General features: G+C 58.9%; 19 protein-coding genes and 3 tRNA genes. 5 read left to right on the top strand and 17 right to left on the bottom strand.

From position 1 onward, the window contains the following. Nucleotides 1–29: 29 nt before the first annotated feature. Genes ccmE through ccmA form a run of 5 tightly spaced genes read right to left on the bottom strand, consistent with a single transcriptional unit; the run spans nucleotide 30 to nucleotide 2,903 of the window. Nucleotides 30–539 carry a cytochrome c maturation protein CcmE gene (gene ccmE / locus AB6K10_RS07010; RefSeq protein ID WP_339118279.1) on the bottom strand — a complete coding sequence of 170 codons (510 nt, stop codon included), beginning with the start codon at nucleotides 537–539 and terminating at the stop codon, nucleotides 30–32. Continuing rightward, nucleotides 529–780, bottom strand: a complete 252-nt coding sequence (gene ccmD / locus AB6K10_RS07005) for a heme exporter protein CcmD (protein ID WP_159341258.1) — start codon at nucleotides 778–780, stop codon at nucleotides 529–531. Before ccmD ends, ccmE begins: the two co-directional genes overlap by 11 nt. After that, entirely contained in the window at nucleotides 780–1,520 is a 741-nt protein-coding gene (locus AB6K10_RS07000) for a heme ABC transporter permease (RefSeq protein ID WP_159341257.1), read from the bottom strand. Before AB6K10_RS07000 ends, ccmD begins: the two co-directional genes overlap by 1 nt. A gap of 14 nt (nucleotides 1,521–1,534) precedes the next feature. Then, nucleotides 1,535–2,227 (bottom strand): heme exporter protein CcmB, encoded by a 693-nt coding sequence (gene ccmB, locus AB6K10_RS06995; RefSeq protein ID WP_159343708.1) that lies wholly within the window; start codon nucleotides 2,225–2,227, stop codon nucleotides 1,535–1,537. Between the two features lie 55 nt (nucleotides 2,228–2,282). Further along, nucleotides 2,283–2,903: a cytochrome c biogenesis heme-transporting ATPase CcmA gene (gene ccmA, locus AB6K10_RS06990; protein ID WP_339118278.1), complete on the bottom strand. Its 621-nt coding sequence runs from the start codon at nucleotides 2,901–2,903 to the stop codon at nucleotides 2,283–2,285. Between the two features lie 272 nt (nucleotides 2,904–3,175). Here ccmA and AB6K10_RS06985 point away from each other — a divergent pair, with 272 nt between their 5' ends. Together AB6K10_RS06985 and AB6K10_RS06980 are read left to right on the top strand one after the other, a co-directional pair. Next, nucleotides 3,176–3,631, top strand: a complete 456-nt coding sequence (locus tag AB6K10_RS06985; RefSeq protein WP_253016651.1) for a LexA family transcriptional regulator — start codon at nucleotides 3,176–3,178, stop codon at nucleotides 3,629–3,631. A gap of 29 nt (nucleotides 3,632–3,660) precedes the next feature. Beyond that, complete coding sequence (locus AB6K10_RS06980) at nucleotides 3,661–4,278, top strand: YigZ family protein (RefSeq protein ID WP_339118277.1); 618 nt, start codon at nucleotides 3,661–3,663, stop codon at nucleotides 4,276–4,278. Between the two features lie 75 nt (nucleotides 4,279–4,353). Here AB6K10_RS06980 and AB6K10_RS06975 read toward each other — a convergent pair whose 3' ends face one another. The 3 genes from AB6K10_RS06975 to AB6K10_RS06965 form a co-directional block, all read right to left on the bottom strand. Further along, nucleotides 4,354–5,676, bottom strand: coding sequence for a sodium ion-translocating decarboxylase subunit beta (locus AB6K10_RS06975; RefSeq protein WP_339118276.1), 1,323 nt, complete (start codon nucleotides 5,674–5,676; stop codon nucleotides 4,354–4,356). Nucleotides 5,677–5,688: 12 nt separating this feature from the next. Then, complete coding sequence (gene oadA / locus AB6K10_RS06970; RefSeq protein ID WP_339118275.1) at nucleotides 5,689–7,494, bottom strand: sodium-extruding oxaloacetate decarboxylase subunit alpha; 1,806 nt, start codon at nucleotides 7,492–7,494, stop codon at nucleotides 5,689–5,691. Between the two features lie 92 nt (nucleotides 7,495–7,586). Further along, the gene (locus AB6K10_RS06965) at nucleotides 7,587–7,844 is read right to left on the bottom strand and encodes an OadG family protein (RefSeq protein ID WP_159341252.1); all 258 of its coding nucleotides are present in this window, start codon (nucleotides 7,842–7,844) and stop codon (nucleotides 7,587–7,589) included. Between the two features lie 172 nt (nucleotides 7,845–8,016). On the opposite strand from AB6K10_RS06965, the gene AB6K10_RS06960 reads away from it, so the two are divergent. Then, nucleotides 8,017–8,976, top strand: a complete 960-nt coding sequence (locus AB6K10_RS06960; protein ID WP_339119602.1) for a tRNA-dihydrouridine synthase family protein — start codon at nucleotides 8,017–8,019, stop codon at nucleotides 8,974–8,976. 250 nt (nucleotides 8,977–9,226) lie between these two features. On the opposite strand, the gene AB6K10_RS06955 is transcribed toward AB6K10_RS06960, so the two are convergent. From AB6K10_RS06955 to AB6K10_RS06915, 9 genes are all read right to left on the bottom strand, one after another. Then, nucleotides 9,227–9,303, bottom strand: a tRNA-Arg gene (locus AB6K10_RS06955). A 68-nt stretch (nucleotides 9,304–9,371) separates the two neighbouring features. Beyond that, nucleotides 9,372–9,448 (bottom strand) — tRNA-Arg (locus AB6K10_RS06950). Between the two features lie 30 nt (nucleotides 9,449–9,478). Continuing rightward, a tRNA-Ser gene (locus tag AB6K10_RS06945) sits at nucleotides 9,479–9,571 on the bottom strand. Between the two features lie 124 nt (nucleotides 9,572–9,695). After that, the gene (csrA, locus tag AB6K10_RS06940; protein ID WP_039180068.1) at nucleotides 9,696–9,884 is read right to left on the bottom strand and encodes a carbon storage regulator CsrA; all 189 of its coding nucleotides are present in this window, start codon (nucleotides 9,882–9,884) and stop codon (nucleotides 9,696–9,698) included. Between the two features lie 192 nt (nucleotides 9,885–10,076). Beyond that, a complete protein-coding gene (locus AB6K10_RS06935) occupies nucleotides 10,077–11,327 on the bottom strand; it encodes an aspartate kinase (protein ID WP_159341251.1) in 1,251 nt (416 codons plus the stop codon). A 106-nt stretch (nucleotides 11,328–11,433) separates the two neighbouring features. Beyond that, the gene (gene alaS, locus AB6K10_RS06930; protein ID WP_339118274.1) at nucleotides 11,434–14,043 is read right to left on the bottom strand and encodes an alanine--tRNA ligase; all 2,610 of its coding nucleotides are present in this window, start codon (nucleotides 14,041–14,043) and stop codon (nucleotides 11,434–11,436) included. A 223-nt stretch (nucleotides 14,044–14,266) separates the two neighbouring features. Next, a complete protein-coding gene (locus AB6K10_RS06925; RefSeq protein ID WP_305947108.1) occupies nucleotides 14,267–14,728 on the bottom strand; it encodes a regulatory protein RecX in 462 nt (153 codons plus the stop codon). Between the two features lie 38 nt (nucleotides 14,729–14,766). Then, nucleotides 14,767–15,828, bottom strand: coding sequence for a recombinase RecA (recA, locus tag AB6K10_RS06920; protein ID WP_159341248.1), 1,062 nt, complete (start codon nucleotides 15,826–15,828; stop codon nucleotides 14,767–14,769). Nucleotides 15,829–15,917: 89 nt separating this feature from the next. Beyond that, nucleotides 15,918–16,442: a CinA family protein gene (locus AB6K10_RS06915; RefSeq protein ID WP_339118273.1), complete on the bottom strand. Its 525-nt coding sequence runs from the start codon at nucleotides 16,440–16,442 to the stop codon at nucleotides 15,918–15,920. A gap of 121 nt (nucleotides 16,443–16,563) precedes the next feature. Here AB6K10_RS06915 and mutS point away from each other — a divergent pair, with 121 nt between their 5' ends. Further along, on the top strand, nucleotides 16,564–19,131 hold the full coding sequence (mutS, locus tag AB6K10_RS06910) for a DNA mismatch repair protein MutS (protein WP_339118272.1): 2,568 nt from the start codon (nucleotides 16,564–16,566) through the stop codon (nucleotides 19,129–19,131). 182 nt (nucleotides 19,132–19,313) lie between these two features. Beyond that, nucleotides 19,314–19,637 carry a ferredoxin FdxA gene (gene fdxA / locus AB6K10_RS06905; protein ID WP_044628866.1) on the top strand — a complete coding sequence of 108 codons (324 nt, stop codon included), beginning with the start codon at nucleotides 19,314–19,316 and terminating at the stop codon, nucleotides 19,635–19,637. Nucleotides 19,638–20,002 lie beyond the last annotated feature (365 nt).

Genomic DNA, 20,002 nt, shown 5'->3' with positions numbered 1-20,002 from the left:
GGCCTTATCGCGTGGGGTGCGTTCAGCCGTTAATAGTCGCTTCTTTCTGGGGAGCCTTCCTGCTCTAGGCGCTTGCCCACTTCGGCGGCTTTCGCTTGAAAGTCGGCCGGGGAGTAGCCTGCTTCTTCCAATGCCTGAGCCACTTCAGGCGGCATGTAGTTTTCATCGTGGCGCGCCAGCACTTTATCGGCGTAGAGACGACCATCGGCCTGCAGTTCGCCGACCACCACCACGCCCTGCCCTTCACGGAACAGGTCCGGCAGAATCCCGCTGTAGTAGACCTCCAGATCGTCCACGTAGTCGGTCACCACAAACTCGACGTCCAGGCTTTCCGGGTCGCGGGACACAGAGCCCTCTTTGACCATGCCACCCGCGCGAATCTGGCGCTCCATGGGGGCATCGCCCTGGGCGATTTGCACCGGGCTGAAAAACAGATTGATGTTGGCGCGCAGCGCGTACAGGGTGAGCCCCACCGCAATGGCGGTGAGCGACAATAGCCCCAATATGACAAACAGCTTCTGTTTACGTTTAGGCGTCATGGTGAACGTCCTTTTGAGCAGAGGTAACGGGCTCTTGCAGAGGCTGCGCATGCGGTGACGACTGGCGCTGGGCGTGCTCACGACGCACCCGACGCTTGACCGTGTGAAGAAGCTGGCGGCGCTCCTGGCGGGCATGCCATACGATGACCAGCATCAATAGCGCAGTGACTCCCCAGGCAGCCCACACGTAAACCGCGTGACCGCCCATGGCAAAAAATTCGTTCAGCGAGGAAAAGGCCATTAGTTCGTCTCCTCGGCAAGCTCGCGCACCCAGCGCTTGTTGGCTTCTCGACGCAGAATTTCGCTGCGCGTGCGCATCAGCGTGAGGGCAATGAAAAAGCTGTAAAAACCCAACACCATAATGAGTAGCGGCGCCCACATATCCATGGTCATGGCGGCGCGGCCGGTAATCGTAAAGGTGGCGGGCTGGTGCAGGGTGTACCACCAATCCACGGAGTATTTGATGATCGGAATATTGATGACGCCGACCATGGCTAGCACCGAGGCGGCACGGGAGCCGCTATCGCGGCTGCTAAAGGCACCCCGCAGAGCTATCACGCCCAGATAGAGAAACAGCAGAATCAGCATGGACGTGAGGCGCGCGTCCCACATCCACCAAGTGCCCCAGGTCGGCACGCCCCACACTGCGCCCGAAAAAAGGGCCACGAAGGTCATCGCAGCCCCCAACGGGGCCATGACGGTGGCAGCCATATCGGCCACTTTGATTTTCCAGACCATGAACACCAGCCCGGAGACCGCCATGGAAACGAAAATGGACTGCGCTAGAAACGCCGCAGGGACGTGGACATAAATGATGCGAAAACTATTGCCCTGCTGGTAATCCGCCGGTGCAAAGACCAACCCCCAAACGGTGCCGACCAGCAGCAGCAACGTTGCTGCCACCCAGAAAAACGGCTGCAGCTTGGCGCTAATGGCATAGAACCATTTGGGGGATCTTAGTTTGTTGATAAAGGCCCACATGGTGTTCCCGTCCTCTAACCGTTAATGCTGATGCGCAGCGATGCCGCAATGGCCCAGGGTGCCAGCATCAGCGCCAGCGCTAACAGGGCCCCTAGAATCGCCAAATGCGCGGCTATTCCATCGCCAAAAATCGCGGCCTGTACGGCACCTGCGCCGAAAATTAGTACTGGTATATAGAGCGGCAGCACCAGCAGCGATAGCAGCACACCGCCCCGCGCTAGCCCCACCGTCAATGCGGCACCGATGGCCCCGATCAGGCTCAAGCTGGCCGTCCCGAGTGCCAACGACAGCGCTAGCACGGCGTAGCTTCCCGCTGGAAGCGACAGCATGATGCCCAAGAGGGGCGCCATGAGCGCGAGCGGCAGACCGGTCAGCAGCCAGTGTACCGCCACTTTTGCCAACCCCAGCGCTGCCAGCGGCTGGGGGGCCAGTAATAGCTGCTCGAGGCTGCCATCGTCGTAGTCGCTGCGAAACAGGCTATCCAGCGAAAGCAGGGCGGCGAGCAGTGCGGCCACCCATAACAGCCCCGGCGCAATGCTTGCCAACAGCTCTGGATCCGGTGAAATCCCTATGGGAAACAGGGTAATCACCAGGGCAAAGAACACCAGCGGATTGAGCACTTCGCCACGACGGCGCAGCATCAGGGTGAGGTCGCGCTTAAGCGTCGCCTTGATGGCCACCATCAAACCGCCCTGGGGGGCATGCATGACCACCTCGGGAGTGCTCCGTTGAGCGTGTGAACGTTGCAACGCTGTCTCCTTCTTACCCCAGCTGAATACGCCTAAGCACGGGTGACTCGGTCAGCGCATGGTGCGTAGTGACCAACACACAGCCGCCAGACTGCGCGTGGGCCACCAGCTGCGCTTCTAGCGCTGCCACCCCTTGACGATCGATCGCGGTGAAAGGCTCGTCGAGCACCCACAGCGCGCGCTGGGTTAAGGTCAAACGCGCCAGCGCTACACGCCGCTGCTGCCCGGCGGACAGCTGCCCGGCAGGCACGTCTTCGAAGCCGGCGAGCCCAACGGCAGCCAACGCCGCCTCTCGTGCGGGCTCGCTGCCCTTTTCTCCGCTAAGCGCTTGATACCAAGCTAAATTCTCCAGCGGCGAAAGACCTGCCTTCACACCGGGGGCATGACCTAAATAGAGTAAATTAGCGAGAAAATGTTCACGGGCTTGGCGCATGGGTTCGCCATTCCAGTAAAGCTCGCCACGGTAATCGGTTAATTGGCCAGAGAATATTTTCAGCAGGGTCGTCTTGCCGCTGCCGTTGGGGCCTTCAATGCGCACGATCTCGCCGCTTTGAATATCGAGATCGAGCCCTTCAAACAGCCAACGGTCATCACGTTCACAGGCCAATTGTCGGGCTTGCAGGCACAGGCTCAAAAGACACTCCAGGCACATTGATTTTGGGTCGAACTCTACACGGAAAGGCCCTTTCCCGCCAGTCGGGCTCTGCGGCCTTGGGTCGCAGCGTGGTCCAGAGCCATGCTGGCTTAAGCGTCTTGCGGATGAGCCAAGCGAAAGACAGGACTAGCACTGTATGCAAAAACAGGCTTATACTGTAACCACTGTATGAATAGACACCACAGAATAAAACAACAGGTATCGACTCAATCAAACGCCTTGGCAACGGGCGCTGCATGGGAGAACACACTATGACGACCTGCCTATCCTCTCGGGTAACGTCTCACGTCCCTTCTTACGTATCCCCTCAGACGCTGTCTCAACCGGTAGCGCCATCGACGCCTCACCCGTTAGCGTCTCGCAGCGCTTCCTCACACACGCGCCAAGCGTGCACACCCCCTCGCGTCACACGTCGCAACACCTACGCCCTGCGTATTCGCGGTGACCGCATGCGCGACTGCAACCTGTTCGACGGCGATGTCATCATCATTCACCGTCACCAGCACGACGCTCATCAAGAGACCGCCGTTGCGACGATCAACCAGCGCGAGGTAACGCTAAAACAGCTCTCCATTAGTCGCCTGGGCATTCATTTATGGCCGGAAGATGCAGCCATGCCCGATCTCTTCCTGCATAATTGTGATATTCAGGTGCTGGGCATGGTGATGGGCGTGGCCCAACACGCCACGGACCCCCGGCATCACTAACTGGTCATCCACCCTGCCGGGAGTCCTAGTTGCGTTTTCGAGTTCCTGATTTAGCCCTTGATACATGGCACACCGCCGAGATCGACGTCGAGAAGAGTCAGTTTTTGACCTGGGTGTGCCACGCCCCGACCACCGACGCCTTCGACACGCTGCTACACGCGGCCAAAGCCGCCCATCCGAATGCCAGCCATCACTGTACAGCCTTCATCGCAGGCCCGCCTGGCGAGCAAACCCACATCGGTTTTTCTGACGATGGTGAACCGGGCGGCACCGCAGGGCGCCCCATGTTTCAGGCGCTGCAGGGCAGCCAACTCGGCGAGATTGGCTGTGTGGTGATTCGCTACTTTGGCGGCACCAAGCTCGGCACCGGCGGGTTAGCCCGCGCCTATGCGCAGGCGGTGAATGCCGGGCTCGAAACGCTGCCCACCCGGGAAGTCGTCGAGAGGGATCTCTATGAGCTGAAAGTTAGCTTCGCCCACGAGGCGCAAGCCCGGGCTTGGTGCGACGAGCAGGGCCTGCCCGTACAACGGGCAGCGTACGACGGCAACGGCGTGAGTTTGACCATCGGCTGGCCACTGGATGTCGAGCTGGATATCAGCGGCCTAGAAAATCGTCTTAAAACAGCCATTGAGCTACAGCAAATATAAAAAAACGCGGCTTACACAAGCGCTTGCTCGGTAAGCCGCGTTCTATAGCGGCAGGCGTGCTGTCTAACAAGCCGCCTAGCCCAGGTACTTGATCATTACCCCGGCAGCCACCGCCGAACCGATGACCCCAGCCACGTTCGGCCCCATGGCATGCATCAGCAGGAAGTTGTGCGGGTTCGCTTCCAGACCGACCTTATTCGCCACGCGCGCAGCCATCGGCACGGCAGACACACCTGCCGCGCCAATCAACGGGTTGATGGGCATTTTGCTGACCAGGTTCATCAGCTTGGCCATCAAGACACCGGCGGCGGTGCCGATACCGAACGCCACGATCCCCAGGCCCAGAATCCCTAGGGTTTCGAACGCCAAAAAGCTCTCCGCCATCAGCTTAGACCCTACCGACAGACCCAGAATGATCGTGACGATATTGATCAGCGCATTTTGCGCGGTATCGGAGAGGCGCTCCACTACCCCACACTCACGCATCAGGTTGCCGAAGCAGAACATGCCCAGCAGCGGCGCTGCGTCCGGCAGAAACAGCGCGACAGCAATCAAAAGCATCAGTGGGAAGACCACTTTTTCGAGCTTAGAGACCGGACGCAGCTGCGTCATGGTGATCTTGCGCTCTTTTTCGGTGGTCAGCAGGCGCATGATCGGCGGTTGGATCAACGGCACCAGTGCCATGTAGGCATAGGCCGCGACGGCAATCGCCCCTAGCAACTCAGGCGCCAGCACGCTGGAAACGTAGATCGAGGTCGGACCATCCGCCCCGCCGATGATACCAATCGCCGCCGCCTGATTGAGCGAGAAATCCATGATACCCATGGACGTCAGCAGCACCGCGCCAAACAGCGTGGCAAAGATACCGAACTGCGCCGCCGCCCCCAGGAACAGCGTGCGCGGGTTGGCCAGCAGCGGGCCGAAGTCGGTCATCGCTCCAACGCCCATGAAGATCAGCAGCGGCGCAATGCCCGAGCCAATGGCGACCTTGTAAAAGTTATAGAGCATGCCATCGCTGTAGCCGACGCTCACCGCCACGTCTTTGGCAGCGCGCAGCTGATCCGGCGCGGCCGAGTCGTGGGCAATGGCCTTGAGGGTCTTGCGCCAACCCTCGACACCGGCCAGCGGGTCTAGCGTCGCGCCCAGCGCCGCCGCCATTTGCTCAAGCACGGCGGGCTTGGCTACTTCAATGGCTTGATCCAACGCCGAAATCGCCAAACCGGCCTCGGGAATGTTGGCCAAAATACCGCCAAACCCAATCGGCACCAGCAGCAGAGGCTCGAACTTCTTGTAGATCGCCAGGTAGAGTAGCCCAAGCCCCACCAGGATCATGACCGCTTGGCCAAGCTCCAGGTTATAGAGCCCGGAGCCTTCCCATAGAGTGATTAATTTATCCATTCCGAAAAGCCCTTAAAGCTCGATCAGCGCATCGCCAACGGCCACGCTATCGCCTTCGCTGACGTTGACTTTCGACACCGTACCGGCGCTGCTGGCACGCACTTCGGTTTCCATCTTCATGGCTTCCAGAATGATCACGACATCGCCTTCGGCCACTTGTTCGCCTGGCCGTACGTTCACTTTGAAGATGTTACCCGCCAGCGGCGCATCGATGCTGACACCGCTGGGTGCCGGGGCGTCGGCTTCGGGCTGGGCGTCGGACTGCTCTTGAATGTTGTCAATCTCGCCCCCCTCCGACACCTCGACCACGTACGCCTTGCCGTTGAGCTTCACGGTATAGGTTTCCGGGCCTGCGCCAGCGCTTGGTGCGGCGGCAGGGGCTGTTTCTGCTTTGGCCGGCGCAGCCGTGCGAGGTGCTTCCGGCGCAGGCTCGAAAGCGTCTTTATTGTCGCGGTTCTTGAGGAATTTCAAACCAATCTGCGGGAACAGGGCATAGGTCAATACGTCATCCACTTCCCGCTCGCCGTCGGCAAGGCGAATGCCATCGGCGCTGGCTTTCTCTTTCAGCTCGGCGGCGAGTTTGTCCATCTCAGGTGAGAGGTTGTCTGCCGGGCGGCAGGTAATTGGCTCGCCGCCTTCCAGCACACGCTTTTGCAATTCGGCATTGAAGGGTGCTGGGGCAGAGCCGTATTCACCTTTCAGCAGCGCCTGTACCTCTTTAGAGATCGACTTGTAGCGCTCGCCCATCATGACGTTCATGACCGCTTGGGTACCCACGATTTGTGACGTGGGGGTAACCAGCGGAATGAAACCGAGATCTTCGCGGACGCGGGGGATTTCACTCAGCACGTCATCCAGCTTGTCGCCAGCGCCCTGCTCTTTTAACTGGCTCTCCATGTTGGTGAGCATGCCGCCGGGAACCTGGGCCACCAGAATGCGCGAATCGATACCGCGCAGCGAACCTTCGAAGGCGGCGTATTTTTTACGCACCTCGCGGAAGTAGCCAGCGATATCTTCCAGCAACTCTAGGTCCAAGCCAGTGTCGCGGTCGGTATCTTTTAGCATGGCGACCACCGATTCCGTCGGGCTGTGGCCGTAGGTCATCGACATGGAGGAGATGGCGGTGTCGACGTTATCGACTCCTGCTTCGACCGCTTTCAAAATGGTCGAGGTCGATAAGCCTGTGGTCGCATGGCAGTGCAGGTGAACCGGAATAGAGAGCTCTTTTTTCAGACGCGTGACTAGATCATACGCCGTGTACGGCGTGAGTAGCCCCGCCATATCCTTGATAGCCAGAGAGTCTGCGCCCATTGCAGCAATGGTCTTCGCAAGATCGACCCAGCTATCCAGGGTATGTACCGGGCTTACCGTGTAAGAAATGGTGCCCTGTGCATGGCCGCCGACTTGGCGCACCGCTTTGATGGCGCGTTCCAGGTTGCGCGGGTCGTTCATCGCATCAAACACACGGAATACGTCGACCCCATTGGTTTTGGCCCGCTCGACGAACTTATCGACGACGTCATCAGCGTAGTGACGGTAACCCAGCAGGTTCTGACCACGCAGCAGCATCGCCTGTGGCGTGTTCGGCATGGCTTCTTTCAGGGCGCGAATACGTTCCCACGGATCTTCCCCTAGGTAGCGGATGCACGCATCGAACGTGGCACCACCCCAGGTTTCCAGCGACCAGTAGCCGACCTTATCCAGCTTTTCGGCAATGGGCAGCATGTCGTCCAAGCGCAGGCGCGTGGCAAACAGAGATTGATGCGCATCGCGCAGTACCACATCGGTGATTCCCAGAGGACGTTTTATTTCATTCATGGTCATGGCTCACAGTTTGGCGTTATGAATTTGTAGTAAATTTAACAAAAAAATTGCATCAGGAGCGAAATGGACACGCGGGAACGTGCCGCTTACGGACGGCGAGACGAACGATAACGATGCACCGCAGCACTGATCACTGCGACGACTTCGTCGTTTTGGCCCTGACTGGCGGGAGTTTTCCCACTTTTTCGGCCCGCTGGCGCAGCCACAGGGGCAGGCTGAAAGCGGTCAATCAGCTTTGACATTAGCGTGACGCTAATGACCAAAATAGTAAGAAAAACAAAAACAAAGCCCATACCAAGACCCATTAGAGCGAGCCCCTCTTGGAGCAACTCCGACCCTTGCATAGCGTGCTCTCCTTATTTTATAGGGTTATTGGCACACCAAACGCCTCCAACGGCGCTTGGCGCAATAAGGGTAATACACTAACCTGCCACATCCAGAATAGAATGCAATCGCGCCATAGTGGAAGTCATGGTTGTTAATTTACTACATAAAGGCAAGATCGGTCTCGCACCGATGGAAGGCGTCATCGATGCGCTCACCCGTGACCTACTCACTCGACAGGCCGGTTTTGACTGGTCGGTAACGGAGTTCGTCCGCGTCGTCGACACGCGCCTCCCCCCACGTGTGTTTTATAAACACTGCCCCGAATTACAGCAGTGCCCCGTCGCCACGCCCAGCGGCGTGCCGGTGCATCTGCAACTACTGGGCTCCGACCCTCAGGCCTTGGCCGAGAATGCGCGCCAAGCGCTGGCGCTGGGCGCAATCAGTATCGATCTCAATTTTGGCTGCCCTGCCAAGCTCGTCAACCGCCACGACGGCGGCGCCTCACTGCTGCGCCAGCCCGACCGCGTGTATCGCGCCGTGAAAGCGGTCGCGGACGCGCTAGACGGTGACATCCCGGTGACGGCGAAGATTCGACTGGGGTTTGCCAATCGTCGCTTGGCAGTGGCGTGTGCGCAGGCCACTGAGGCGGGCGGCGCGGCGCGCCTGGTCGTCCATGGGCGAACGCGAAACGAAGGATATCGTCCACCGGCGCACTGGGAGTGGATCGGCAAAGTGCGCCACCACGTATCTATCCCCGTGGTGGCCAATGGCGACATTTGGACCCTGGAAGATTACTGGAAGGCCCGCACGCTCTCAGGCTGCTGCGATGTGATGCTTGGGCGCAGTGCGTTGGCAGACCCCTGGCTCGCCCCTCGTATTCGCCACTGGCAGCAAACCGGCGAACGCTTGGCGGACACCACGTGGGAAATGCGCGCCAGCGTACTGCAAGAGTACGCCGCCCTACAGCGCCAACATCTTCCTGACCGCGTGGTCGTATCTCTGGTAAAGCAGTGGCTTGCCCAGATGCGCCAGGGCAACGCCGAAGCCAACCTGCATTTTCAGCGCCTGAAGCGCTTGACCGACCTGGACACACTTTTGGGTAGCCTGATCCCTAGCGCAAGCGCACTTAACGCCTGCGAACCCGCCTAAGGCTGTCGAGCACGCCCCACCCCTACCTTCCCCCCCAGCCGATTTAAAGCGCCTCTCCAGGCGCTTTTTTAGGCGCATCACTGCTTTCGCTACCCGGCACTCTCCCTTGGCGCGTTACAGGCCAAAAAAAAAGCGCCCTTCCGCAAAGATGCGGGGGCGCTTTACACGATCGCAAGACTATCGCGCGAGCCACGATAGTCAGGCTAGAAAACAGAAAACCCGCTCTCCTATGAGAGCGGGTTTTGGAATCTGGCGCGCCCGGGAGGATTCGAACCTCCGACCACCTGATTCGTAGTCAGGTACTCTATCCAGCTGAGCTACGGGCGCTTTTCAGTCATTGCTTACTGCGTAAAACAATGAAAACAGTGTAACATCAAATACTTACCTTTGCAACTTGGCGCGCCCGGGAGGATTCGAACCTCCGACCACCTGATTCGTAGTCAGGTACTCTATCCAGCTGAGCTACGGGCGCATATCAAATTGCGATGCTACATGATGCAGTTGGCGGAGAGAGAGGGATTCGAACCCTCGATAGGGCTATAAACCCTATACTCCCTTAGCAGGGGAGCGCCTTCAGCCACTCGGCCACCTCTCCTCAACGGCACGGCGCGAATATTACCGATTATGATGACTGGTGTCCAGTCCTATTCCGATTTTTTTCGCGCCGCCCTGATATTACCGCTTAAACGCTCTTTAATGAGCGTGACACAGGCGGCCATTTACTCTGCTTCGCTTTCACTATTACGTTCACGCTGAATACGCTGATAGATCTCTTCACGGTGAACCGCGACATCTTTCGGTGCGTTCACACCAATGCGTACTTGATTACCTTTCACACCTAACACCGTGACGGTGATTTCATCACCGATCATCAGTGTTTCGCCAACGCGGCGGGTTAGGATGAGCATGGCTGATCTCCTTCTCAGACGTTTATACAACGGGATGTGTCCGCCAACGGGGGCCACCACGCCATTATGCGGCATGGTGCCCCCTGCCACCAATGGCTTTGGCCCCTATGACACCTTAACCTCCCGTTGAAAGAAAGCTCACCACCACACGGCAGCGAGTACCTTCAGCGTAGAAGGTTTAGGCCACAATTGTTATTCAGATTCGATATCGGATTTATCGAGACCAAATGCTTTGTGTAAGGCGTTGACAGCAAGTTCCATATGTTTTTCGTCAATCACGACAGAAATTTTAATTTCGGACGTGGAGACCATACGGATATTGACGTTTTCATCGGCCAATACGCGGAACATTTTAGAGGCGACACCCGCATGAGAGCGCATACCGACGCCCACCAGTGACACTTTGGCAATATTATCGTCACCGCGCAGCTCGCCGCCGCCCAGGTCAGGAATAACTGTCTCTTCCAACAGCTTTTTGGTGGCCTTGTAGTCACCCTTCGCCACGGTGAAGGTGAAATCGGTGTAGTCGCCAGCCGGTGCGACGTTCTGAACGATCATATCGACTTCGATGTTGGCATCGGCAATCGGGCCCAAAATACGGGAAGCCACACCCGGAACGTCTGGGGTGTTCAACAGCGTCAATTTGGCTTCGTTTTTGGTAAAGGCGATACCGGAGATTAGCGGTTCTTCCATAGAATCCTCGTCTTGGTCTGAGTCAGCAACAATCAGGGTGCCCGGGCCGTCTTCAAAGCTCGACAGCACCCGCAGCGGTACGTTGTACTTACCGGCGAATTCAACCGCGCGAATTTGCAGCACTTTAGAGCCCAAACTGGCGAGTTCGAGCATCTCTTCTACGGTGATGCTTTCAAGGCGCTGCGCTTTGGAGCAGACGCGAGGGTCGGTGGTGTAAACACCGTCCACATCGGTATAGATTTGGCACTCATCAGCGCCAAGGGCCGCTGCCAGAGCCACCCCGGTGGTGTCCGAGCCGCCACGGCCCAACGTGGTAATATTGCCGTCTTCGTCCACGCCCTGGAAACCGGCCACGACCACGACCTTACCTTCGTCCAGGTCAGACTTCAGGTCGTCGGTTTCGATGCGCTGGATACGCGCTTTGGTGTAGGCGCTATCCGTCAGAATTCCCACCTGAGCACCGGTGTGCGAGGTTGCCGGAACGCCAATTTGCTGCAGCGCCATGGCCAGCAGGGAAATGGTGACCTGCTCGCCGGTGGAAAGCAGCATGTCCATTTCACGGGGCGCGGGGTCTTCGTTGAGGGCGTGAGCCATATCGGTGAGGCGGTTCGTTTCGCCGCTCATCGCGGAGACGACGACCACGACCTGGTGGCCTTGGTCGCGAAAGCCTTTCACTTTTTCCGCCACGGCCTTGATACGGTCGACAGAGCCCACCGAGGTGCCGCCGAACTTCTGTACGTATAGTGCCATATGCCGTTTTTCCTTTACGTTCGGGAATGGAGGGTGAATATTGTTGTTGCTAAGTTTCCTAACTAGCAAAAAGGCCGATGGCAAATAATGCCACCGGCCTCTCTATTTAGCGAAGCGTGTTTTCCAACCAAGCCGGGACGCTGTTCAACGCATCCGGCAGCGCCTCTGGCTGACTGCCGCCCGCTTGTGCCATGTCGGGGCGACCGCCCCCTTTACCGCCTACCTGGGAGGCCACATGGTTGACCAGTTCGCCCGCTTTGACCCGATCGGTCAAGTCGGCGGTCACCCCGGCAATCAGACTGACTTTGCCGGCGGCTTTGTCGGCCGTGCCTAGCAGGATGACGCCGGAGCCCAGCTTGTTCTTCAACTGATCCAGTACGCCGCGCAGGTCTTTACCAGAGACGCCCTCCAGCTCGGTCACCAGCAGCTTCACACCGCCGACGTCCTGCACCTGGCTGAGCATGTCACTGCCCGCCGCGCTCGCCAGCTTCGCTTTGAGCTGCTCGAGCTCTTTTTCCAAGCTGCGGTTGCGCTCCACCAGTGATTCGACACGGGCTTCCACCTGTTCAGGCTTGGTTTTCAAACGCTCGCCCAGGCGCTGCACGCGCGCTTCCTGTTCGCGGAAGTAGGCCAAGGCGTTTTCACCGGTAATCGCTTCGATACGGCGCACACCGGAGGCGATACCTACCTCGCTGACGACGTGGCAGCAGCCAATGTCGCCACTGCGGTTGACGTGGGTGCCGCCGCAAAGCTCGATGGAGAAGTCATCGGCACCGATGGTCAACACGCGCACGTTATCAGCGTACTTGGCTTCGAACAGCGCCGCCGCGCCTTTGGCCTTGGCGTCCGCGAGGCTCATCTGCTCGATTTTCGTCGGCGCGTTGGCCAGAATCTGTTCATTAACGATGCGCTCGACCTCAGCAAGCTGCTCGGCGGTCATCGGCTCGAAGTGGCTAAAGTCGAAACGCAGACGTTCGGCGTTGACCAGCGAGCCCTTCTGCTGGACGTGATCCCCCAGCACCATCCGCAATGCTTTGTGCAGCAAGTGGGTCGCGGAGTGGTTACGAATGGTCGCACCGCGCAGGCTGGCGTCGACTTCACCACGCACGCTGGCACCCACGCTCAGCGTTCCTTCGACCATCACGCCCTGATGAAGATGGTGGCCGCTCTGTTTCTGGGTGTCGGTCACCTGGAAACGACCGCCATCGACGTGCAAGTAGCCGGTGTCGCCCACCTGACCACCAGACTCCCCGTAGAACGGCGTGCGATCCAGCACCACGGTGCCTTTCTGCCCCGCCTCTAGAGCCGCCAGCGCGTTGCCCTCGCTATCCACGAGCGCCGTGACGGTGGCTTGATCCTCCAACCGCTCGTAGCCGGTGAACTGGGTTTCGCCATCCAGCTCAATCGATGCAGTGTAATCCGCGCCAAACTGGCTAGCGGCGCGGGCGCGCTCACGCTGGGCTTCGAGCTCACGCTGGAAGCCCGCCTCGTCCAGTGTCACTTCACGCTCACGGCACACGTCGGCGGTCAAATCGAATGGAAAGCCATAGGTGTCGTAGAGCTTGAACACGGTTTCGCCGGGCAGCACGTCGCCCTGAAGCTCTTCTAGAGCAGCATTGAGCAAGCCCATACCGTGATCTAACGTGCGGGCAAACTGCTCTTCCTCTTTCAGCAGTACACGAGCGATCTGCTCACTGGCATCGCGCAGTTCGGGATAGGCGTCGCCCATTTCGGCATCGAGCGCAGAGACCAGCTTGTGGAAGAACGGTTCGGAAGCGCCCAGCTTATGGCCGTGGCGAATCGCCCGACGAATAATCCGACGCAGCACGTAGCCGCGGCCTTCATTGGAGGGCAGTACGCCGTCGGCAATTAAGAATGCACAGGAGCGAATATGGTCGGCGATGACGCGCAGCGACGGAGTGGAGGTATCACCGTGACCAGTAGCGTCGGCAGCGGCTTTCAGCAGGTTCTGGAACAGATCGATTTCGTAGTTAGAGTGCACACCCTGCATTACCGCCGCAACGCGCTCTAAGCCCATACCGGTGTCGATAGAGGGCTTGGGTAGCGGGTTGAGCGTGCCTTGGGCATCGCGCTCAAACTGCATGAAAACGAGGTTCCAGATTTCGATGTAGCGGTCGCCATCCTCTTCAGGGCTTCCGGGCGGGCCACCCCACACTTCCGGGCCGTGATCGAAAAAGATCTCAGAACTGGGGCCGCAGGGGCCGGTGTCGCCCATCTGCCAGAAGTTATCTTCATCCAGCTTAGAGAAACGCTCCGGGTCGATGCCGATCTCCTCTTTCCAGATGCGCTCGGCTTCATCATCGCTGATGTGCACCGTGACCCAGAGTTTTTCCTTGGGCAGCCCCAGAGTCTCGGTCAGAAACGTCCAGGCAAAGCGAATGGCGTCGCGCTTGAAGTAATCGCCAAAGCTAAAGTTGCCCAGCATCTCGAAGAAGGTGTGGTGGCGCGCAGTGTAACCTACGTTGTCCAAATCATTGTGCTTGCCACCGGCACGCACACAGCGCTGAGCAGACGTAGCGCGCACGTAGGGGCGTGGGTCACGGCCCAGGAATACATCTTTGAAAGGCACCATGCCCGCGTTGGTGAACAGCAGCGTCGGGTCGTTGCCCGGCACCAGCGAGCTAGACGGCACTGCCGTATGGCCGTGCTCTTCAAAAAACGATAAGAAGGCCTGTCTGATCTCTGCGCTTTTCATAGGGTATCCGTAACAAGAAAGCGTGATGCCCCAGGGCGCTGTCGCCGCCACCCGCTGGGGTCGCAAAGGGTCTATTATAACGCAGTTGTCAAACGACTAAAGCCGCAGTTAGTGGCAGAAGCCAAACAGACTGCGGCAACGAGGGAGAAGTGGGCATTATCATAGGGCGGAACGTATCGGTAGAAACCACTACTTAGGAGGGGCGTAAAATACCCAGAGGGAATTACAAGCAGGAGAGCGCGTAGCGAATTTGCTCGAAATCAAAGCCGCGTGTTGCTAAAAAGCGCTCGCGTTTGGCGCGCTCTTTAGGTGTTTCACCTGGGGAGTCATAGCGTCTTGCCAGCGTTTCTTTAGCAAGTTCAAACCAGTCGATGGCCTCACGCTCCTCAACGGCTGCCAACGCCTCAGAGAGCGTTTCTTGATCCACGCCCCGTTGGCGCAACTCGCCTTTGATACGAATCACGCCCTGCCCCCGGGCAATCCGCGAACGGACGAAGCTCTCGGCGAATCGCGCGTCTGACTGGAGCGCCTGTTCGGCCAGGGCATCGAGGCAGGCGTCGATCTCATCACCATCGAAAGATTTTTGCTGCAGCTTACGCGCCAGCTCGGCGCGGGAATACTCGCGCCGAGCCAGCAATTGAATGGCGACGTCCCGTGGCGAGGCGTCTGCATTAGAGGAGAACATGGCGCCCTCCTCTTTTCCACGCCAACGGGAATGGCCGCTTAGAGCAGATCGTCATCGCCATCGGCGGCCACGTCTGCGGCAGGCGCGTCTTCTTTCTTCGGTTCGGCCTTGGCCAGGAGCTGTTCACGGATCTGAGTCTCGATCTCGTTCATGATCTCGGGATGCTCCTCCAGGTACTGGGCCGCATTGGCTTTACCCTGACCGATCTTGTTACCTTTATAGCTGTACCAAGCGCCGGCTTTATCGACCAAGTTGCACTGCACGCCAAGATCGATGACCTCGCCCGCGTGGTAAATGCCTTTGCCGTACAGGATTTGGAATTCGGCCTGCCGGAACGGCGGTGCCACCTTATTCTTCACCACTTTCACGCGGGTTTCGTTGCCGGTGACTTCGTCGCCCGACTTCACCGAACCAGTGCGGCGAATGTCCAAGCGCACGCTGGAGTAGAACTTCAGCGCATTACCGCCAGTGGTGGTCTCGGGGCTGCCGAACATCACGCCGATTTTCATACGAATCTGGTTGATGAAGACCACTAAACAGTTGGCGTTTTTGATGTTACCGGTGATTTTGCGCAGCGCCTGGGACATCAAGCGCGCCTGAAGGCCCACGTGGGAATCGCCCATTTCGCCTTCGATTTCTGCACGTGGCGTCAAAGCGGCAACGGAGTCGATGATGATCACATCCACACCACCTGAACGTACCAGCATGTCGGTAATTTCCAGCGCCTGCTCACCGGTATCTGGCTGGGAGACCAGTAGGTCATCCAGGTTCACGCCTAATTTCTCAGCGTAGCTGGGGTCCAGCGCGTGCTCGGCATCGACGAAAGCGCACACTTTGCCCTGCTTTTGCGCCTGGGCAATGACCGACAGTGTCAGGGTCGTTTTACCCGACGACTCAGGACCAAAGATTTCGACGACGCGACCAAACGGCAAACCACCAATGCCCAGGGCAATATCCAGCCCTAAAGAACCAGTGGAGACAGACGGCATAACGACGCGAGGCGCATCGCCGAGGCGCATAACGGTTCCTTTGCCAAACTGACGGTCAATTTGGCTGAGTGCGGCATTAAGCGCTTTTGTGCGGTTGTCTTCCTGAGCCATGCAGAGATTCCTCATAACAAGCTGTATAATTAGCCAGTAGTATGCCAAAGATTAGCGACTAAACAAATCCTCGACGGCAACTTTAACGATTATTTCTTCTGCGCCTGGGCGCTCAACCGAGCGACCAGCCCCGCCAGGGCTTCACGCACCGCCTGCTCACGCACCGCTTGGCGATCGCCAGGAAAAAGGAAGCGCTCGGCCTCTTGCTGTTCGGCACCGCCCCAAGCGATCCACACGGTACCTACCGGCTTGTCATCACTGCCGCCATCGGGCCCTGCCACCCCGCTCACCGCGACGGCCACATCGGCACCGCTCTCGCGGCAGGCACCGGCGACCATGCGCTTCACCACAGGTTCGCTGACCGCGCCGTGGTCAGCGAGAGTGGCCGCCTCCACGCCTAACAGACGTGTTTTCGCGGCGTTGGAGTACGTAACGTAGCCCGCCGTAAAATAGGCCGAGCTTCCGGCCACCGAGGTAATGGCGCTGGAAATGCCACCGCCCGTGCAGGATTCTGCCGTGGTCACTTCCACGCCTAGCTGAAGGCATTGCCGACCCAGCCGCTGGGCAAGCAGCGATAAATCGAGATTCTTGAGACTAGAAACGCTGGGGGGCATGGTGACTCCTTCATGTAAGACCTTAGGGTAGCGTAGAATACTGCGTTTAGCTTTCTCAACGAAATTGCCCAACGAACATGCCGTAAGCTCAATGCTTGCGCCACGCTCAATCAGGACGCCCATGTCACAGGCCAGCCCCGCCCATACGCCAATGATGGCGCAATACCTTAACATCAAGCGCGAGCACCCCGAGGTACTGCTGTTTTACCGCATGGGGGATTTTTACGAGCTATTTTTCGACGACGCAAAACGCGCCGCCGCTCTGCTGGATATTACGCTGACGCAACGCGGCCAATCTGGAGGCAAGCCCATCCCCATGGCTGGCGTGCCCTACCATAGCGCCGAGGGGTATTTGGCACGCTTGGTGGCCGGCGGGGAGTCGGTAGCGATTTGCGAGCAAATCGGCGACCCGGCCACCAGCAAGGGGCCCGTAGAGCGCAAGGTCGTGCGTATCGTGACGCCCGGTACGCTGCACGATGAAGCCCTGCTCGATGCTCGGCGAGATAACGTCCTGGTGGCCGTTGCCCCTGGCAAAGCAGGCTGGGGATTGGCGTGGCTGGAGCTCTCCAGCGGTCGTTTCAACGTACTGGAAGTCGAGAGCGAAGCGGAAATGCTCGCCGAGCTTACTCGTCTCTCTCCCGCTGAGCTGCTGGTGCCGGAGAGTCTGACCTTGCCTGATGCGTGGTCGCAACAGCGCAGCCTACGCCGCCAGGGGGAGTGGCTATTCGATCTGGAGAGCGCCACCCGCAGCCTATGCGACCAGTTTGAAGTCAGTGACCTGCGTGGCTTTGGCTGCGCGCACCTCTCCACGGCGCTGATCGCGGCCGGTGTCCTGATCGACTACGCCCGCGATACCCAGCGCTCGCGCCTGCCCCATGTGACCGCCATCAGCGTAGAGAACCGCGATGATGCCGTGGTGATCGACGCCGCCAGCCGCCGTAACCTGGAGATCGACATCAATCTAGGGGGTACCAGCGATAACACCCTGGCCAGCGTGCTCGATACCTGCACCACCGCCATGGGGTCGCGGCTTTTAAAGCGCTGGCTGAACCGCCCGCTGCGCCAGCGAGAGATCGTCGAGGGCCGCCAAGCCGGCGTTGCCCTGCTCTCCATTGATGCCGCTTACATGAGCCTGCGGGAGACGTTGAACGACGTGGGGGACGTGGAACGCATACTCGCCCGCGTGGCTCTTTACAGCGCGCGCCCACGCGATCTCGCACGTCTGAGAGATGCGCTCGCCACGCTGCCCACGCTGGAAGCACTGCTGATCGATATCGACAGCGGCAGCGCCCTGGATAGCCTCAAGCCACACATTCGCCCCTACCCCGAGCTGGCCGATACGCTAGCGCGCGCGCTGGTCGACAACCCGCCCGTCGTGATTCGGGATGGCGGTGTGATTGCCGACGGCTTCGATGCCGAGCTGGACGAGCACCGCGGTATGGCCGAAAACGCTGGCGACTACCTCGTACAACTGGAAAGGAGAGAGCGCGAGCGCACCGGACTCGCCAACCTCAAAGTGGGCTATAACCGGGTACACGGCTACTTCATCGAGCTCCCTCGCGCCCAGGCGCAGCATGCGCCCGCCGACTACATCCGTCGTCAAACGCTGAAAAACGCCGAGCGCTTCATCATTCCCGAGCTGAAAGAGTTTGAGGACAAGGCACTTTCCGCCAAGTCGCGGGCGCTCACTCGGGAAAAATGGCTTTACGATCAGCTCCTGGCTGATCTCAACGCCCAATTGCACGAGCTACAAAGCACCTCTCGTGCACTCGCAGAGCTAGACGTGCTGTGCGCCTTCGCCGAGCGCGCCGACGCCCTCAACTGGGTGCGCCCTCGATTGGTGGAGGCCACCGGCATCACCATTACTGCCGGGCGCCACCCGGTCGTGGAGCAGGTCAGCGACAAACCGTTCGTGCCCAACGACGTGCGGCTAACCCCGCAGCAGCACATGCTGATCATTACCGGCCCCAACATGGGCGGTAAATCGACCTACATGCGCCAGACGGCGTTGATTGCGCTACTCGCCCATAGCGGCAGCTTCGTGCCCGCCGATGCCGCCGAGATCGGCCCGGTCGACCGTATATTTACCCGAATTGGCTCGTCGGATGACCTCGCCGGCGGACGCTCGACCTTCATGGTGGAAATGACCGAAACCGCCAATATCCTGCATAATGCCACCGAGCATAGCCTGGTGCTGATGGATGAGATTGGCCGCGGCACCAGCACCTTCGACGGGCTCTCCTTGGCCTGGGCAAGCGCTGAGCATCTCGCCAACGCGCGGGCGCTCACGCTGTTTGCCACGCACTATTTTGAAATGACGGCGCTGCCTGAGCAGGCGGAGGGCGTCGCCAATATTCATCTGACAGCGACAGAGCACGGCGATGGTATCGTGTTCATGCACCGTATCGAGGCGGGTCCTGCCAGTCAGAGCTATGGCTTGCAGGTCGCCCAGCTCGCCGGTGTGCCTAATCCGGTGATTCGCCGCGCTCGGGAAAAGCTGATGATGCTCGAACAGCGGGATGTCGACGAACAGCAGCGACCGGCGGCGAGCCCGTCGATACCGCAGCAAAACGACCTGTTCGCCAGCGCCCCACACCCGGTGGTGGAAGCGCTCGGCAAGGCGGATATCGACGACTTGTCGCCTCGGGAAGCGCTGGCCCTGTTGTATCAGTGGCGAGAGCTGCTATAGACAATGGATATAATGAGCGGCAGTAATCGCATCAACAGATGAGCGTGAGCGCTTGCCGCCGGGTATGGGCACCACTAGAATGTCGGCCATACTTTTTTATCTTATAAAAAACCGCTGATTTATAACCATTCACGATTGACCACGACCGGGAGACTTCTCGGTCTCGCAAGAGGGATAGCAAGATGACGTTTGTCGTTACCGAGAACTGCATCCAATGCAAATACACCGACTGTGTGGAAGTGTGCCCGGTCGACTGTTTCTACGAAGGCCCCAACTTCCTGGTCATTCACCCAGACGAGTGCATCGACTGCGCGCTGTGTGAACCAGAGTGTCCGGCTGAGGCGATATTCTCCGAGGACGAGCTGCCCGATGGTCAGGAGCAGTTCATCGAGATCAACGCGGAGCTGGCCGAGGTGTGGCCCAATATTGCCGAGAAGAAAGACCCGCTCCCCGATGCCGAAGAGTGGGACGGCAAAACCGGCAAGCTGGAAAAACTCGAGCGCTAAGCGCTGCGTGTCGACACGCCGCAAAAAACCAGCGTACGCGCTGGTTTTTTTGTGAGCGGATGAACAGCGCTTCAGCGCTGCGTAAATGGCGGGCATAAAAAAAGGCGGCCCGTAGGCCGCCCGCTCCAAGCACTTCCTCTGACCACTCCCTGTGTCAACCTCCTCAGGTGACGTCCTTGCCAGGACTCACATCACTGTGTCACCCGGCGCACCTACCTGCATCCCGTTGCATCCTGCCTGAAGCATCCTTGCCTCCCCTTGTCCTGAGATCATTGTGGCAGAAGCGGCTAACTTCTCAACCAAGCCCAAAACGCAAAAGGCGAGCCTTACCGGCTCGCCCCTCTCTCACTAAAATCTTAAATATC

Origin of the sequence: Halomonas sp. BMC6, assembly GCF_964204995.1 — a bacterium.
Lineage (GTDB): Bacteria > Pseudomonadota > Gammaproteobacteria > Pseudomonadales > Halomonadaceae > Vreelandella.
This window is presented reverse-complemented; position numbering and strand designations above follow the sequence as displayed.